Origin of the sequence: Achromobacter sp. RW408, from assembly GCF_003184165.1 — a bacterium.
GTDB classification, from domain to species: domain Bacteria; phylum Pseudomonadota; class Gammaproteobacteria; order Burkholderiales; family Burkholderiaceae_B; genus Achromobacter; species Achromobacter xylosoxidans.
Genome location: NZ_QHHO01000049.1, coordinates 2,197,270 through 2,211,843, shown reverse-complemented (window position 1 = coordinate 2,211,843; position 14,574 = coordinate 2,197,270). Strand labels below are relative to the sequence as shown.

At 68.7% G+C, this 14,574-nt stretch carries 16 protein-coding genes and 1 pseudogene; 11 read left to right on the top strand and 6 right to left on the bottom strand.

Annotated elements, in window-relative coordinates; all coding sequences use genetic code 11:
* Both DK459_RS29660 and hpaR read left to right on the top strand, forming a co-directional pair.
* Positions 1 to 206 (top strand): annotated as a pseudogene (locus DK459_RS29660) (hypothetical protein); the annotation flags it as partial.
* Positions 207 to 319: 113 nt separating this feature from the next.
* Positions 320 to 766 (top strand): homoprotocatechuate degradation operon regulator HpaR, encoded by a 447-nt coding sequence (hpaR, locus tag DK459_RS29655; protein WP_006384288.1) that lies wholly within the window; start codon positions 320 to 322, stop codon positions 764 to 766.
* Between the two features lies 1 nt (position 767).
* Here hpaR and hpaD read toward each other — a convergent pair whose 3' ends face one another.
* Entirely contained in the window at positions 768 to 1,619 is an 852-nt protein-coding gene (gene hpaD, locus DK459_RS29650; protein ID WP_006384289.1) for a 3,4-dihydroxyphenylacetate 2,3-dioxygenase, read from the bottom strand.
* 39 nt (positions 1,620 to 1,658) lie between these two features.
* Positions 1,659 to 3,125: a 5-carboxymethyl-2-hydroxymuconate semialdehyde dehydrogenase gene (gene hpaE / locus DK459_RS29645; RefSeq protein ID WP_076469104.1), complete on the bottom strand. Its 1,467-nt coding sequence runs from the start codon at positions 3,123 to 3,125 to the stop codon at positions 1,659 to 1,661.
* A gap of 210 nt (positions 3,126 to 3,335) precedes the next feature.
* Here hpaE and DK459_RS29640 point away from each other — a divergent pair, with 210 nt between their 5' ends.
* Genes DK459_RS29640 through hpaI form a run of 4 tightly spaced genes read left to right on the top strand, consistent with a single transcriptional unit; the run spans position 3,336 to position 6,779 of the window.
* Positions 3,336 to 4,364: a fumarylacetoacetate hydrolase family protein gene (locus tag DK459_RS29640; protein WP_006384291.1), complete on the top strand. Its 1,029-nt coding sequence runs from the start codon at positions 3,336 to 3,338 to the stop codon at positions 4,362 to 4,364.
* A 21-nt stretch (positions 4,365 to 4,385) separates the two neighbouring features.
* On the top strand, positions 4,386 to 5,135 hold the full coding sequence (locus DK459_RS29635) for a fumarylacetoacetate hydrolase family protein (RefSeq protein ID WP_006384292.1): 750 nt from the start codon (positions 4,386 to 4,388) through the stop codon (positions 5,133 to 5,135).
* 25 nt (positions 5,136 to 5,160) lie between these two features.
* Complete coding sequence (hpaH, locus tag DK459_RS29630; protein WP_006384293.1) at positions 5,161 to 5,964, top strand: 2-oxo-hept-4-ene-1,7-dioate hydratase; 804 nt, start codon at positions 5,161 to 5,163, stop codon at positions 5,962 to 5,964.
* 14 nt (positions 5,965 to 5,978) lie between these two features.
* Positions 5,979 to 6,779, top strand: coding sequence for a 4-hydroxy-2-oxoheptanedioate aldolase (gene hpaI / locus DK459_RS29625; protein WP_049073069.1), 801 nt, complete (start codon positions 5,979 to 5,981; stop codon positions 6,777 to 6,779).
* Positions 6,780 to 6,890: 111 nt separating this feature from the next.
* On the opposite strand, the gene DK459_RS29620 is transcribed toward hpaI, so the two are convergent.
* Positions 6,891 to 7,610, bottom strand: a complete 720-nt coding sequence (locus DK459_RS29620; protein ID WP_020928472.1) for an SDR family oxidoreductase — start codon at positions 7,608 to 7,610, stop codon at positions 6,891 to 6,893.
* Positions 7,611 to 7,874: 264 nt separating this feature from the next.
* Positions 7,875 to 9,005 (bottom strand): alanine racemase, encoded by a 1,131-nt coding sequence (gene alr / locus DK459_RS29615; RefSeq protein WP_006384296.1) that lies wholly within the window; start codon positions 9,003 to 9,005, stop codon positions 7,875 to 7,877.
* 172 nt (positions 9,006 to 9,177) lie between these two features.
* On the opposite strand from alr, the gene hpnC reads away from it, so the two are divergent.
* The 3 genes from hpnC to hpnE are packed head-to-tail and all read left to right on the top strand — an operon-like array spanning position 9,178 to position 12,213.
* Positions 9,178 to 10,008, top strand: a complete 831-nt coding sequence (gene hpnC / locus DK459_RS29610) for a squalene synthase HpnC (protein ID WP_054443699.1) — start codon at positions 9,178 to 9,180, stop codon at positions 10,006 to 10,008.
* A 19-nt stretch (positions 10,009 to 10,027) separates the two neighbouring features.
* Positions 10,028 to 10,891 (top strand): presqualene diphosphate synthase HpnD, encoded by an 864-nt coding sequence (gene hpnD / locus DK459_RS29605; protein WP_006384298.1) that lies wholly within the window; start codon positions 10,028 to 10,030, stop codon positions 10,889 to 10,891.
* Positions 10,888 to 12,213 carry a hydroxysqualene dehydroxylase HpnE gene (gene hpnE / locus DK459_RS29600; RefSeq protein WP_020928474.1) on the top strand — a complete coding sequence of 442 codons (1,326 nt, stop codon included), beginning with the start codon at positions 10,888 to 10,890 and terminating at the stop codon, positions 12,211 to 12,213. The genes hpnD and hpnE overlap by 4 nt, the downstream gene beginning before the upstream one ends.
* Before the next feature lie 76 nt (positions 12,214 to 12,289).
* Here hpnE and DK459_RS29595 read toward each other — a convergent pair whose 3' ends face one another.
* Positions 12,290 to 12,682, bottom strand: coding sequence for a CrcB family protein (locus DK459_RS29595; protein ID WP_053500258.1), 393 nt, complete (start codon positions 12,680 to 12,682; stop codon positions 12,290 to 12,292).
* A 4-nt stretch (positions 12,683 to 12,686) separates the two neighbouring features.
* Positions 12,687 to 13,241: an HdeD family acid-resistance protein gene (locus DK459_RS29590; protein WP_006384303.1), complete on the bottom strand. Its 555-nt coding sequence runs from the start codon at positions 13,239 to 13,241 to the stop codon at positions 12,687 to 12,689.
* Between the two features lie 154 nt (positions 13,242 to 13,395).
* Here DK459_RS29590 and DK459_RS29585 point away from each other — a divergent pair, with 154 nt between their 5' ends.
* Positions 13,396 to 14,022 (top strand): PepSY-associated TM helix domain-containing protein, encoded by a 627-nt coding sequence (locus DK459_RS29585; protein ID WP_110135226.1) that lies wholly within the window; start codon positions 13,396 to 13,398, stop codon positions 14,020 to 14,022.
* A 27-nt stretch (positions 14,023 to 14,049) separates the two neighbouring features.
* Entirely contained in the window at positions 14,050 to 14,565 is a 516-nt protein-coding gene (locus DK459_RS29580) for a DUF2271 domain-containing protein (RefSeq protein ID WP_049054981.1), read from the top strand.
* Positions 14,566 to 14,574 lie beyond the last annotated feature (9 nt).

The window sequence follows — 14,574 nt, the reverse complement described above, 5'->3', positions numbered from 1 at the left end:
CCGCGGCCGAACAAACCGCCAGCGCCGAACCCGTTGCCTTCAGCGACCAGGACATCGAGGCGCGCGTGGCGCACATCCGTGCCTTGATGCAGGACGATCAGCAGGAAGACGCCGTGGCCGCGCTGCGTGAACTGCAGCAAGGCGCGCCAGACCTGACGCTGCCCGACGACCTGCAGGAACTGGCGCAGCAGAACCCGGCTTCCTGACCCTTTTTTCTTTCCCCCGTTCGTTTGCCAGGCCCGCGCCCGTCGCGGGCCTGGACGTTGATGTCCCCGGAAATCAAACAGAAAAAGAACGGCTTCTTGCTAACATAGCCGCCATGAGTCCCAGCTTCCACCACCGCAACCTCCCCCACCTGCTGCTTTACGCGCGCGAAACCCTGATGGCGCATTTCCGGCCCATCCTGCATGCCGCCGGCGTCACCGAGCAGCAATGGCGGGTGTTGCGCACCCTGAGCGAAGTGGGCGCGATGGAGCCCAACCAGATCGCCCGCAGTTGCCAGATCCTCAGCCCCAGCCTGACGCGCATGCTGGCGGGCATGGAGGAACAGGGTCTGATCAAGCGGGTGCGTTCGAGCGCGGACCAGCGGCGCCAGGAGATTTCCCTGACGCCCAAGAGCAACAAGCTGATCGACCGCATGCGTCCGCAAGTGGACGCCAAGTACCAGGAAATCGAAGACCGGATCGGCAAGGAATTGCTCGAGCGCCTGTACACCGACGTCGACGCGATGGTCGAGCTGATCAAGCGCGACCCCGCCTCGGAATGAATCAGTCGGGCACGGGCAGGATGGCGTTGATCTGCCCCGTGCCCGAACTGGTGAAGTAGTCGGTGACGATCTCGGCCGGCCGGTCGTAGGCGTCCCAGCCCAACAATCCCAGCAGCATGGCGGTGTCATGCATGCCGCCCTCGCCCACGCACAGCTCGGCGTATTCCGGCAGCATGGCGCAGAAGGTCTTCCAGTCGCCCTGGCGCCACAGGTCCACCACGCGCAGGTCGACCTGGCGGTAGAACTCGCGGCTGATCTGGTGCATGGCGGCCTCGGGGCTGCCGTTATCGTTGAAGCGGTGCGACAACGAGCCGCTGGCCAGCACCGCCACGCGGCTGTCGCTCTGCTCGATGGCTTGCCGCAGGGCCGCGCCGAAGCGACGGCTGTCGTCCAACGCGTGCCAGGCGCACCAGGCCGCCACCGACACCACCTTGAAGCGGTCGTCGCCATTCATGTAGCGCATCGGCACCAGCGTGCCGTATTCCAGTTCGAGGCTGGCGATCTCGTGCGCGCGGGCAGGCACGCCGGCGGCGCCGGCGCATTCGGCGATGCGCCGCCCCAGCGCCGGATCGCCGCGGTAGGCGTAGTCCATGTCCTTGATGAAGTGCGGCAGTTCGTTGCTGGTGTAGCGGCCGGCGAAGCGTTCGTTGCAGTTGATGTGGTAGCCGGCGTTCACCAGCCAGTGCACGTCCAGCACCACCAGCGTGTCGACGTCCAGGTCGCGGCAACGCTGGCCAATGCGGCGATGGCCCTCGATGGCGGCCTCGCGGCAACCGTGATGGCGGCCGGGCATTTCAGATAGATACATGGACGGCACATGCGTTACCTTGGCCGCCAGCGCGAGCTTGCCCATGATGCTTGTCTCCTGTTGTTCTCGGTATCCGGGCGTCCTTCAGACGCCCCACTTCGGAATGTGGTGGCTGCCCATCGAGACGCAGACGTTCTTGATCTCGGCAAACACTTCATAACTGTATTCACCACCCTCGCGGCCGGTGCCGGACTCCTTGGTGCCGCCGAACGGCTGGCGCAGGTCGCGCACGTTCTGGCTGTTGATGAACACCATGCCGGCCTCGATGCCGCGCGCCAGCCGGTGGGCGCGGCCGATGTCGCTGGTCCAGATGTAAGAGGCAAGGCCATACTTGACGTCGTTGGCCAGCGCCAGGCCATGGGCCTCGTCCTTGAACGGAATCAGGCAGGCGACGGGGCCGAAGATCTCTTCCTGGGCGCAGCGCATGCGGTTGTCGACGTCGGCCAGCACGGTGGGACGCACGAAGTTGCCGCCCGCCAGGTGCGCCGGCATGCCCTGCGGCGCGTCGGCGCCGCCGGCCAGGATGCGCGCGCCCTCTTCGCCGGCCAGGCGGATGTAGCCGGTGACCTTTTCCCAGTGCTGGCGCGTGATCATCGCGCCCACGTTTGTCGTTTCATCGGTCGGGTCGCCCACCACCAGGCGGTTGGCGCGCTCGGCGAAGCGGCGCACGAAGTCATCGTAGATCGATTCCTGCACGAAGATGCGCGAGCCCGCGGTGCAGCGCTCGCCGTTGAGCGAGAAGATGGTGAACAGCGCGGCGTCCAGCGCGCGCTCGACGTCGGCATCGTCGAACACCAGCACCGGCGACTTGCCGCCCAGCTCCATCGAGAACTTCTTGATGCCGCCCGCGCTCGCCATGATCTTCTTGCCGGTGACGGTGCCGCCGGTGAACGAGATCGCGCGCACGCCGGGATGGCGCACCAGCGCGTCGCCGGCGGTGGCGCCATAGCCCTGCACCACATTCAGCACGCCGGGCGGAATGCCGGCTTCCAGCGCCAGCAGGCCGAGCTGGTCGGCCGTCAGCGGCGACAGCTCCGACATCTTCAGCACGGCGGTATTGCCCAGCGCCAGGCAGGGCGCGGTCTTCCAGGTCGCGGTCATGAAAGGCACGTTCCAGGGCGATACCAGCGCGCACACGCCCACCGGCTGGTAGAGCGTGTAGTTCAGCATCTGGTCGTCCACCGGGTAGGTGTGGCCGTTCATGCGGGTGCAGACTTCGGCGAAGAAGGTGAAGTTCTCGGAGGCGCGCGGAATCAGCTGCTTGCGCGTCTGCGAGATCGGCAGGCCGGTGTCCCGCGTTTCCAGCTCGGCCAAGTGCGGCACATTGCGGTCGATCAGTTCGCCCAGCCGCCGCATGAGGCGCGCGCGCTCCTTGGCGGGCGTGCCGGCCCACTTGGGAAAAGCCTCGGCCGCGGCCGCAACGGCGGCATCGATCTCGGCCTGGCCGCCGGCGGCCACTTCGTCGATGGCCTCGCCCGTGGCCGGGTTGAAGGTGGTGAAGCGGTCGGCGCTATCGACCTGCCTGCCGTTGATCCAGTGCTTGATGCTCACGTGCGTCTCCTCGCGTCCCGCGATGGCCGGCGGAGGGAATCCGGCGGCGATGCGAAAATTTAGTTAACGAGTTAACTTTATGCTGGCCTTCGCGCCCCTGTCAACGGCGGAAAACCCCTGTCGCGCGCCAGCCGCGTCGATTGCCGCGGCCCCGGTTTTTCACTATTATGATTAACATGCTAACTATATCGGCCCGGTCCCGCGCCTGCCATGCCCCATATCTGGATTGAGTATTCCGCCAACCTCGACCTGGACACCCGCGCCCTGATGCGCGCGGTCCAGGACGCCGCCGTGGGCGACGGCAGCCTGTATCCGCTGGCGGGCGCCCGCAGCCGCGCCGTGCGGATCGATGACTACCTGATCGCCGACGGCCATCCCGACAACGCTTTCGTGCACGTGCTGCTGCGCATCGGCCACGGCCGCAGCGCCGCGCAGCAGGCGGCATTGGGCGAGCGCACGTTCCAGGCCCTGCGCGACGCGCTGGCGCCGGAAATGGCGCGCCGGCCGCTGGGCCTGTCGCTGCAGGTCGAGGAAGCCGACGCGGTGCTCAACTACAAGCAGAGCAACTATCGCGAATACCTGGCGGCCCGCGCCGCCGCGCTGCCGCGCACCGTTGCGGGCGCGGCGCTCAATACGCGCCAGGCGCTGGCCGCGCTGGGCGAGGCGATGAATGCGCCGCCCTACCAGGCCGCGCCGCGCGCGCCGGTGCTGTACATCAAGCCGGCCAACACCTATGCCGCCGACGGCGATGCGATCGCGTTGCCGGCCGACGTGCCCGAAGTGCGCATCGGCGCCAGCCTGGGCATCGTGTTCGGCCGCCGCGCCAGCCGCGTCAGCGAAGCCGAGGCCCTGGCCCACGTGGCCGGCTATCGCGTGGTGGCCGACCTGTCGGCGCCGCACGACAGCTATTTCCGGCCCGCGCTCAAGCAGCAGTGCCGCGACGGCTTCTGCCCGATCGGCCGCGAACTGGCGCCGGTCGCGGCGGTGCCGGATCCCGACGCGCTCGGCATCGAGGTCTGGGTCGACGGCGCGCTGGCACAGCGCGCCAGCACCGCCGACCTGGTGCGGCCGGTGGCGCGCCTGATCGCCGACGTCACCGAATTCATGAGCTTCGAACCCGGCGACATCCTGCTGGCCGGCGCCCGCGCCGACGCCCCGCTGGCGCGCGCCGGGCAACGCTACGAAATCCGCATCGCCCAGGTCGGCGCGCTCGGCAACACGCTCATCGCCGGCGCCTGAGGCGCCCTCACGGAACCCGCCATGAAACACGCACGCATCGCCTACGAAGGCGCCATCCACGCCGCCACCGACGCTGGCAACGGCCAGATCCGCCTGGCGGACGGCCGCCTGCTGGCCGAGGACGCGGTGACCTGGCTGCCGCCGATCGAGCCGCGCACCACCTTCACGCTGGCCATCAACTATGCCGACCACGCCAAGGAACTGGCGTTCAAGGCGCCGGCCGAACCGCTGGGTTTTCTCAAGGCCGCCAACACCTTCGTCGGCCATCGCGCGCGCACGCTGCGGCCGGCCGACGTGGGCTTCATGCACTACGAATGCGAACTGGCCGTGGTGATCGGCAAGACCGCCCGCAACGTGACGCGCGCGCAGGCCTACGACTACGTGGCCGGCTACACCGTGGCCAACGACTACGCGCTGCGCGACTACCTGGAAAACTGGTATCGCCCCAACCTGCGCGTCAAGAGCCGCGACACCTGCACGCCGCTGGGGCCGTGGCTGGTGGACCGCGACGACGTGGCCGACCCGATGAACCTGGACCTGCGCACCACCGTCAACGGTGTCGAGACCCAGCGCGGCAACACCCGCGACATGGTGTTCGACATCCCCGCCCTGATCGCTTACTTCAGCGGCTTCATGACGCTGTCGCCCGGCGACCTGATCCTGACTGGCACGCCCGACGGCATCGTCAACGTGCAGCCGGGCGACGAGGTCGTGACCGAAATCGACGGCATCGGCCGGCTCGTCAACACGCTGGTGCCCTGCCCCGCCTGATTTCCCTTACCTGGATATTCCCCGCATGCTTGACACTTCCACCGTGCGCGCCCTGGCGGCGCGCCTGCACGACGCCGAACGCAGCCGCCAGCAGATCCGCCAGATCTCGCTGGAGCACCCCGACATCACCATCGCCGACGCCTACGCCATCCAGCGCGCCTGGATGGACATCAAGCTGGGCGAAGGCCGCGTCAAGCGCGGCCACAAGATCGGCCTGACCTCGCGCGCCATGCAGCTGTCGTCGCAGATCGACGAGCCCGATTTCGGCATGTTGCTCGATGACATGTTCTTCGAGGACGGCGGCGACATTCCCGCCGGCCGCTTCATCCTGCCGCGCCTGGAAGTGGAGCTGGCCTTCGTGCTGGGCAAGCGCCTGCAAGGCCCGAACGTGACGCTGTTCCAGGTGTACGACGCGGTCGACTACGTGATCCCGGCGCTGGAGATCATCGATGCCCGCTCGCACGGCATCGACCCCGACAGCAAGCGCCCGCGCAAGGTGTTCGACACCATCGCCGACAACGCGGCCAACGCCGGCGTGGTGATGGGCGGCCGGCCGGTGAAGATCGGCGAACTGGACCTGCGCTGGATCGGCGCGATCCTGTCGCGCAACGCGGTGATCGAAGAAACCGGCGTGGCCGCCGGCGTCTTGAACCATCCCGCCAATGGCGTAGTATGGCTGGCGAACAAGCTGGCCGCGCACGACGTGGCGCTGGAAGCGGGCGAGATCATCCTGTCGGGGTCCTTCACCCGTCCGGTGGCCGCGCGCCCCGGCGACACCTTCAACGTCGACTACGGTGTGCTCGGCTCCGTCAACTGCCATTTCATCTGACCTCAACGCGGCCCATGGATATCCTGACCAATCAGTTCAAGCGCGCGCTGCGCGCCGGCACGCCCCAGATCGGCCTGTGGGCCGGGCTGGCCAGCGCCTACACCTCCGAGATCATCGCCGGCGCCGGCTTCGACTGGCTGCTGATCGACGGCGAGCACGCCCCCAACACGCTGCAGACCACGCTGGCGCAGTTGCAATCGGTGGCCGCCTATCCGGTGGCGCCGGTGGTGCGCCCGGCCTGGAACGACCCGGTGCAGATCAAGCAGATCCTCGACACGGGCGCCCAGACGCTGCTGGTGCCGATGGTGCAGTCGGCCGAAGAGGCCGCCGCCGCCGTGGCCGCGGTGCGTTATCCGCCCGCCGGCATCCGTGGCGTGGGCAGCGCGCTGGCGCGTTCGTCGCGCTGGAACCGCATCCCCAACTACCTGGAGCGCGCCAACGACGAGATGTGCGTGCTGGTGCAGATCGAGACGCCGCGCGGCGTCGATGCGCTGGAAGACATCCTGGCGGTGGACGGCGTGGACGGCGCCTTCATCGGCCCGGCCGACCTGTCGGCCAGCATGGGCTACCTGGGCCAGCCCGAGCATCCCGAGGTCGCCCGCACCATCGACGCGGCCATCGGCCGCATCGTCAAGTCGGGCAAGGCGGCCGGCATCCTGCACAGCGGCGTGGCGCAGGCCAGGCACTATCTGTCGCTGGGCGCGACCTTCGTCGCGGTGGGCGTGGACGCGGTGCTGCTGGCGCGCGCGGCCGAAAAGCTGGCCGGCGAGTTCAAGGACCTCAAGCCGGTCGGCAAGGCCGGCGGGCCGTACTGAGCCCGGCGGGAAGCAACGGAAAAAACCGGCGCCCACGGGCGCCGGTTTTTCCATCGGAGGCCAGGAACGGCGTAGCCAGATGGGCCGTGCCGCCTGGCCCGATCCGGGCGATCAGGAGCGGCCGCCCAGGCTGCCGCCGCCATCCACGCCCAGCACCTGGCCGGTGATGAAGCCGGCGTCGTCCGACAGCAGGAAGGCGATGGCGGCGGCCACTTCGGCCGGCGTGCCCAGGCGCTTCATCGGCACCGAGGCCAGCGCGCGCTTTTCGCCTTCGCTGCCCGCCGGGCGGGTGGCGCGGAACATCTCGGTTTCGATGGGGCCCGGCGCCACCGCGTTGGCGGTCACGCCGTATTCGGCCAGCTCCAGCGCCCAGGTGCGGGTGCAGCCGACCAGCGCGCTCTTGGCGGCCGAATAGGCGGTGCGTTCCAGGCCGCCGTGGATGGCGCGGCTGCAGACGTTGACGATACGGCCGGCGCGGCGCGCTTTCATCGATTCGATGAAGGCCTGGGTGACCTGCACGGCGACGCGCACGTTCAGGTCCAGCACGTTGTAGAGGGTGGCCAGGTCGATCTCGCCCAGCGGCTGGGGCGAGGCGATGCCGACGTTGTTGACCACGGCATCGACCGGGAATTTCTCGCGGATCTCGCGCAGCACTTCCTCGGTGCGGCCGGCGTCGGCCAGGTCACAGGCATAGAGGTAGCCGGGAAAGTCCACATCGCCGGTATTGCGCGCGATACCGACCACATGACAACCCATGTCGGACAGCCGCTGAGTAAGGGCCCAGCCTATGCCTTTGGTGGCGCCCGTGATGAGCACGCATTTGTCCTTCATGGATCGAAACCTCGTTGTTCGTTACTGGGGCGAAAACGGGCGCTTGGGCGCCCGGTCTTCAAGTAGACACCATCCGGCGTTACCTGTCTTGTAAATTGCGTAGCAATTCTTGCGTGCCGGACACCCTCCGCCTCGGATCGGGCGCGCGGCTTTCCGGAGAAAAATCAGGCGCTTGGAAGGCGCCCGCTGCCCAGGCGCCGGAAAAACGCGCCGGGAGTGCTCAAAAAACGATCAAGGGGTGGCCAGCGACCGCGCCGGAACGCATCAGGCGTCCCGGGTGACCGGGACGCGGGGCGCCAGGGCGCAGAGCAGCTCGTAACCAATGGTGCCGGCCGCCAGCGCGACTTCGTCCACCGACGGCCCCTCTTCGCCCCACAGCGAAACCGGGGCGCCGACGCCCGCGGCCGGAATCGGGTCCAGGTCGACGATCAGCATATCCATCGAAACCCGGCCCACCAACCGGGTGCGGATGCCGGCCACGACCACCGGGGTGCCGGTGGCGGCGTGGCGCGGATAGCCGTCGGCGTAGCCGCAGGCCACGATGCCGACCCGCATGGGCCGGTCGGCCCGGAACAACGCGCCGTAGCCAACCGAATCGCCGGCCTTCAATTCCTGCACCGCGATGATCTCGGAGCGCAGCGACATGGCCGGCTTGAGGCCGAAGGCGGCGGCCTCGGCGTCGGCGAATGGCGAGGCGCCGTACAGGCAGATGCCGGGGCGGACCCAGTGCGCCTGGGCCTCGGACCCCACGGCGATCTCGGCAAAGCGCAGCGTGGCCGCGGAGTTGCAGACGCTGATGGGTCCCGCCGCCATCTTATGCGTCACCGAATTGAACACGGCCAGTTGCTCGGTGATGCCCTGGGGACCGTCGGCGCAGGCGAAATGGGTCATCTTGCCGAGCGAGCCGATCACGCCCTGCTGTTGCAGCAGCAGCGCCCGCTCATGGGCGGCGGGATAGGCGGCCGGGGAAAAACCCAGCCGGTTCATGCCGCTGTTGAGCTTGAGCATGATGTCGACCCGCCGCGACAGGCGCGCGCGGGCCAGCATGTCGAGTTGCTCGCGCTGGTGCACCGTGACGCTCAGGTGGTAGCGGTCGACGATGTCGAGATCGGACGGATTGAAGAAGCCTTCGAGCAGCAGGATCGGCCCGCCCCAGCCGGCCTCGCGGCAGCGCACCGCTTCGTCCAGGTCGAGCATGGCCAGGCCCTGCGCCTTGGAGAAGCCGGCGACCGCCTGCTCGATGCCGTGGCCGTAGGCATTGGCCTTGATCACTGCCCAGATCGACGGCGCCACGCCGGACGCGGCGGCGGCGGTCTGGTCGAGGTGGCGGCGTACGGCGGCCAGGTTGTGGGCCAGGGCGGAAACGGAAACGGTGGCGGAAATTGGGCGGGGCATGGTATGAGATCCTGTGGCGCTTAAGTCTAACTGATCGGCGCGGCGGCGGCGCGGGGCCGCGGGCGCGCCGGTCATCTAAAATGGGTCGGCCTCCCGCCTGGGCCGCACTTGCGCCGGCGCGGCCGGAGCGCCGCGCAAAAAAGCAACCCCGCAGGACCGCAGGACCAGACCCATGCCCATCGATCACTACGAGAATTTTCCCGTCGCCTCGCTGCTGTTGCCGCGTCGGCTGCGTGGCGCCGTGACCGATCTGTACCGGTTCGCCCGCGCCGCCGACGATATCGCCGACGAAGGCGCGGCCAGCGACGACGAACGGTTGGCCCAATTGGCCGCATTCCGCGCCGAGCTGCATCGTATCGGCGCCGAACCGGGCGCGGTGCCGGCCCCCGGCGCCCCCGAACTGGCCGGCATCTTCGTGCCGCTGGCGGCCACCATCGCCCGCCACCAGTTGCCCATCACGCCCTTCTACGACCTGCTGTCGGCCTTCGAGCAGGACATCAGCGTCAAGCGCTACGACGATTACGCCGCGCTGGCCGACTACTGCACCCGCTCGGCCAACCCCGTCGGGCGGCTGATGCTGCACCTGTTCGACGCCACCGATCCGCGCGACGTGGAACAATCGGACGCCATCTGCACCGGGCTGCAATTGGTGAACTTCTGGCAGGACGTGCGGGTCGATTGGCACAAGCACCGCGTCTACCTGCCGCAGGAAGACCTGAACCGCTTCGACGTCTCGGAAGAGGACCTGGCCGCCTGCCGCCTGACGCCGGGCTGGCGCGCCCTGATGGCGTTCGAGGTGGAACGCGCCCGCGCACTGCTACACTTCGGCGCTCCGCTGGCGCGCCGCCTGCCGGGCCGCATCGGCCTGGAGCTGCGCCTGGTGGTGCAAGGCGGGCTGCGCGTGCTGGAGCGGATCGAGGCGAGCGGCTACGATGTATTCATGAACCGACCCGAATTGGGCGCCAAGGACTGGGCCATCATGCTCTGGCGCTCCATCAAGTAAGCAACCGGCCCTGCCAACTATGACCCCTGACGAGTACTGCCAGGAGAAAGCCGCCAAGAGCGGTTCCAGCTTCTACTATTCCTTCCTGTTCCTGCCGCCCGAGCGGCGTCGCGCCATCACGGCGCTGTACGCCTATTGCCGCGAGGTCGACGACGTGGTTGACGAATGCACCGACCCGTCGCTGGCGCGCATCAAGCTGGCCTGGTGGCGCACGCAGGTCGACCAGATGTTCGACGGCAAGCCCGACCATCCCGTGACCCGCGCGCTGCAGCCGCACCTGCAGAGCTGTTCGATCACCCGCGAGCGCCTGCTGGCGGTGGTCGACGGCATGGAAATGGACCTGGACCAGACCCGCTACCTGGACTGGCCCGGCCTGCGCAAGTATTGCTGGCACGCCGCCGGCGTGGTCGGCGAACTGTCGGCCGGCGTCTTCGGCTACACCGATCCGGCCACGCTGGTCTACGCCGAGAAGCTCGGCCTGGCGTTCCAGATGACCAACATCATCCGCGACGTCGGCGACGATGCCCGCCGCGGCCGCATCTACATCCCGGTCAACGACATGCAGCAGTTCGAGGTCAAGGCCTCGGATATCCTGAACGGCGAATATTCCGAACGCTTCTCGGCGCTGATGAAGTTCCAGGCCGAGCGCGCCCGCGAGCTGTACCGCGAGGCGATGCGCAGCCTGCCCGAAGCCGACCGGCGCGCGCAGCGTCCCGGCCTGATGATGGCGGCGATCTACCATGCCCTGCTCGATGAGATCGAGCGCGACAACTGGCAGGTGCTGCACCAGCGCATCTCGCTGACGCCGCTGCGCAAGCTGTGGCTGGCGTGGAAAACCTGGGTGGGCGGCGGACGCGGGCTGGTCCGCCGGTTGGCGCGGTGAAGGCCGCGGTCATCGGCGCCGGCTGGGCGGGCCTGGCGGCCAGCGTCGCCCTGCGCGAGGCCGGCGCCAAGGTCACCGTGTTCGAAGCCGGCCACACGCCCGGCGGCCGCGCCCGGCGCGTGTTCCATGACGGCTTCGAATCGCCGCTGGACAACGGCCAGCACCTGCTGTCGGGCGCCTACAAGCACACGCTGGCGCTGATGCGCCGCGTGGGCCGCAATCCCGATGCCCTGCTGATGCGCCGCCCGCTGCGGCTGGCCAGCCTGGATGGGCGCTTCCGCCTGTCGGCGCCGCGCCTGCCCGCGCCCCTGCACATGGCGGTGGCGATCCTGGGCGCGCGCGGCCTGTCGTGGGCCGACCGCTACGCCACACTGCGCCTGATGCGCGGCCTGCGCGCCATGTCCTGGACCCCGCCGCGCGACTGGACCGTGCAGCAGCTGCTGCACTATCACGCGCAGTCCGACGCCCTGATCCGCCAGGTCTGGGAACCGCTGTGCCTGGCCGCGCTGAACACGCCGGTGGCCAGCGCCAGCGCCGCGCTGTTCGCCCGCGTGCTGCGCGACAGCCTGGCCGGCCGCCGTGAAGACAGCGACCTGCTGCTGCCCTGCACCGACCTGTCGGCGCTGTGGCCCGACGCCGCCGCGCGCCAGGTCACGATGCGCTACGGCAGCACGGTGCGCCAGCTGCGGCCCTCGCAAGACGGCATCGACATCAACCAGGAACGTTTCGACGCCGCCGTGCTGGCGGTGCCGCCGGCGTTCGCCGCGCGCCTGCTGGATGCGCCGCTGCGCGCAGTGGGCGCGACCGGCCTGCTGGACGCGCTGCGGGCCTTCGACTATCTGCCGATCGCCACCCTCAACCTGCGCCTGGCCGGCCCGTGGCGCCTGCCCGAACCCATGATGATGCTGCGCGAGGAACCGGGCCGCGGCCATATCGGCCAATGGCTGTTCGACCGCGCGCAACTCGCCGGCGACGCCCAGGCCGGTGAATTGGCGGTGGTGGCGAGCGCGGCCACCGGCCTGGCCGAACGCAACCGCCAGCAGGCCATCGAGGCCCTCATCGACCAGGTGGCCGAGCAGGCCGCCGGTTATCCGCAGCGGCTGCCGCCGATGCCGGAAGTCGCGGCGGCGGAACTGTTCATCGAAAAGCGCGCCACCTTTGCGGCGGTGCCGGGCCTGACCCGGCCGTTGAACAGCACGCCGTGGCCGACGCTGGCGCTGGCAGGCGACTGGACCGACACCGGCTACCCCGGCGTGCTGGAAGGCGCGGTGCGCAGCGGCCTGGACGCGGCGCGGGTGCTGAATCCGCGGGCGGACGACTGAGGCGCGCAGCGCCCATGGCAATGCGCCGGCGCGTATCGGCGCGCGCCGCGCCGCCTTGGCGCGGGCAGCGGCAGATTCAGCGCAACAGGCTGGCCGTCGCCAGTCCCAGGCCCGTCAGCAACAGGGACCCGAGCAGGCTGAAGCCGGCGTAGCCCAGCGCGCCGCCATAGGCGCCGCGCTCGAGCATCGCCACGGTTTCGGCCGAGAAAGTCGAAAACGTGGTCAGCCCGCCCATGAAACCGGTGATGGCCCCCAGCCGCACCCAGGTCGGCCATTCCGGATGACCGGCCACCAGCGCCAGCGCCAGTCCCACCAGATATCCCCCGGCCAGATTGACCGCCAGCGTGCCCCAGGGCCACGACTCGGTGTTGAGCCACAGGCTGACCAGCCAGCGCGCCCAGGCGCCGAACATGGCGCCCAGGCCCACGGCCAGGAAGTTCAGGGGAATCAGGGTCTGGTAGGCGGACATGGACTCAGGGCGCGCGGTGCTGCTTCAGGCGCAAGGAAAAGACCAGCAGCAGTATGCCAAAGAACACGGCGTAGATGCCGATGACCCACACCAGGGCCAGCGCCCCCGCGCCCGGCTGCAACACCAGCATGGCGCCGAACAGGATAGATACCAGGCCGGACAGCGCCAGGAACCACTCGTTGCGGATTTCCTTGCGAAAGCGGATTGCGGCGACGATCTGGAACACGCCCGCCACCAGCGCCCAGATGGCGATGATGTAGAGCAGGATCAACGCCGTCAGGCCTGGCCACAGGAAGGTGACGATGCCGGCCGCCACGCCCAACAGGCCGACGATGATCAGCGCCCACAGCGGCTTGCCGCGCTCGCGGATGCGGATGCCGGCGATCAGCGCCAGCACGCCGTCGGCCAGCGCGAACGCGCCCCACACCAGCACCAGCGCCGACAAGGTGATCGCCGGCATGAACATGGCCATCAGGCCGAACAGGATGGCGACGACGCCGCGCAATGCCACCCAACCCCAGTGACGACCGATCTGATCCACGACTTGCGAGTCAAGCATGACGACCTCCGGTGGTGTGTAACGGGTGCTTTATCTTAGCCCCGCCCCGGTTCCCTCCGAAACCGATTGAAATCTCCTTCGCACATTAACGATGTGTTTTATAAGATTCATTCTCATTGGATGTTAGACTCCGGCCCTTGAATTCCAGCCCCCCATGGACAGTCACGCCTCCTCCCGCCGCCGGGCCTCTTGGCTCAAGACGCTGCACCAATGGCATTGGATCAGCTCGGCGCTGTGCCTGCTGGGCATGCTGCTGTTCGCCATCACCGGGCTGACGCTGAACAACGCCTCCCACATCGAATCGAAGGCCGTCGTCACCACGCGCGAGGCCCGCTTGCCCGACGCCGTGCGGGCGCAACTGACGGCGCCCGATGGACAGAAAAAGGCCCCGCTGCCCATCGCCGTGGCCGACTGGCTCGACCGCGAACTGGGCGCGGCCACCGGCGGCAGGCCGGCCGAATGGTCGGCCGACGAGGTCTACCTGTCGCTGCCGCGCGCCGGCGGCGACGCCTGGCTGTCCATCAATCGCGCCAGCGGCGACATCGAATACGAACGCACCGAGCGCGGCTGGATCGCCTATCTGAATGACCTGCACAAGGGGCGCAACACCGGCCTGGCCTGGAGCTGGTTCCTCGACATCTTCGCCATCGCCTGTCTGGTCTTTGCCCTGACCGGGCTGGTACTGCTCAAGATGCACGCGGGCAACCGCGGCGCCACCTGGCCCATGGTCGGCCTGGGCGTCGTGATCCCGCTGGTACTGGCGCTGCTTTTCATTCACTGATCCATCCGATCCGCCCTGGAGATATCCATGCGCAAGCTGTTGCTGTCGGCCATGCTGGCCGGCCTGATCGCCCGAACGGCCCATGCGGCCGACATCGGCCTGTCCATCGAAGTGCCGCGGCTGGACGTGGCCGAGTACCACCGCCCCTACGTCGCCATCTGGATCGAGAACCCCGACCAGAGCGTGGCCGCCGACCTGGCCGTCTGGTACGACGTGGCCAAGAAGAACAACGAAGGCACCGAATGGCTCAAGGACATGCGCCAGTGGTGGCGCCGCAGCGGCCGCAACCAGACCTTCCCGGTCGACGGCGTCAGTGGCGCCACCAAGCCGGTGGGCAAGCATGCCCTGCGCTTCGATGCCGCCGCCAAGCCGCTGGCCGGCCTGAAGCCCGGCCAGTATGCGGTGGTGGTGGAAGCGGCACGCGAAGTCGGCGGCCGCGAGCTGCTGCGCATCCCCTTCCAGTGGCCGCCGCAGAAGGCCGAGCAATTGACCGCTCGCGGTGAACACGAGCTGGGCGCCATCGCCCTGGACCTGAAACCCTGACCCTGAGGA

Coding starts and splice junctions, on each gene's coding strand:
- DK459_RS29640 (WP_006384291.1), top strand. CDS start 3,336: ATGCCCCATATCTGGATTGAGTATTCCGCCAACCTCGACCTGGACACC.
- DK459_RS29595 (WP_053500258.1), bottom strand. CDS start 12,682: ATGTCCGCCTACCAGACCCTGATTCCCCTGAACTTCCTGGCCGTGGGC.
- DK459_RS29620 (WP_020928472.1), bottom strand. CDS start 7,610: ATGAAGGACAAATGCGTGCTCATCACGGGCGCCACCAAAGGCATAGGC.
- DK459_RS29585 (WP_110135226.1), top strand. CDS start 13,396: ATGGACAGTCACGCCTCCTCCCGCCGCCGGGCCTCTTGGCTCAAGACG.
- DK459_RS29635 (WP_006384292.1), top strand. CDS start 4,386: ATGAAACACGCACGCATCGCCTACGAAGGCGCCATCCACGCCGCCACC.
- hpaI (WP_049073069.1), top strand. CDS start 5,979: ATGGATATCCTGACCAATCAGTTCAAGCGCGCGCTGCGCGCCGGCACG.
- DK459_RS29580 (WP_049054981.1), top strand. CDS start 14,050: ATGCGCAAGCTGTTGCTGTCGGCCATGCTGGCCGGCCTGATCGCCCGA.
- hpaH (WP_006384293.1), top strand. CDS start 5,161: ATGCTTGACACTTCCACCGTGCGCGCCCTGGCGGCGCGCCTGCACGAC.
- hpaR (WP_006384288.1), top strand. CDS start 320: ATGAGTCCCAGCTTCCACCACCGCAACCTCCCCCACCTGCTGCTTTAC.
- hpnD (WP_006384298.1), top strand. CDS start 10,028: ATGACCCCTGACGAGTACTGCCAGGAGAAAGCCGCCAAGAGCGGTTCC.
- hpnC (WP_054443699.1), top strand. CDS start 9,178: ATGCCCATCGATCACTACGAGAATTTTCCCGTCGCCTCGCTGCTGTTG.
- DK459_RS29590 (WP_006384303.1), bottom strand. CDS start 13,241: ATGCTTGACTCGCAAGTCGTGGATCAGATCGGTCGTCACTGGGGTTGG.
- hpaD (WP_006384289.1), bottom strand. CDS start 1,619: ATGGGCAAGCTCGCGCTGGCGGCCAAGGTAACGCATGTGCCGTCCATG.
- alr (WP_006384296.1), bottom strand. CDS start 9,005: ATGCCCCGCCCAATTTCCGCCACCGTTTCCGTTTCCGCCCTGGCCCAC.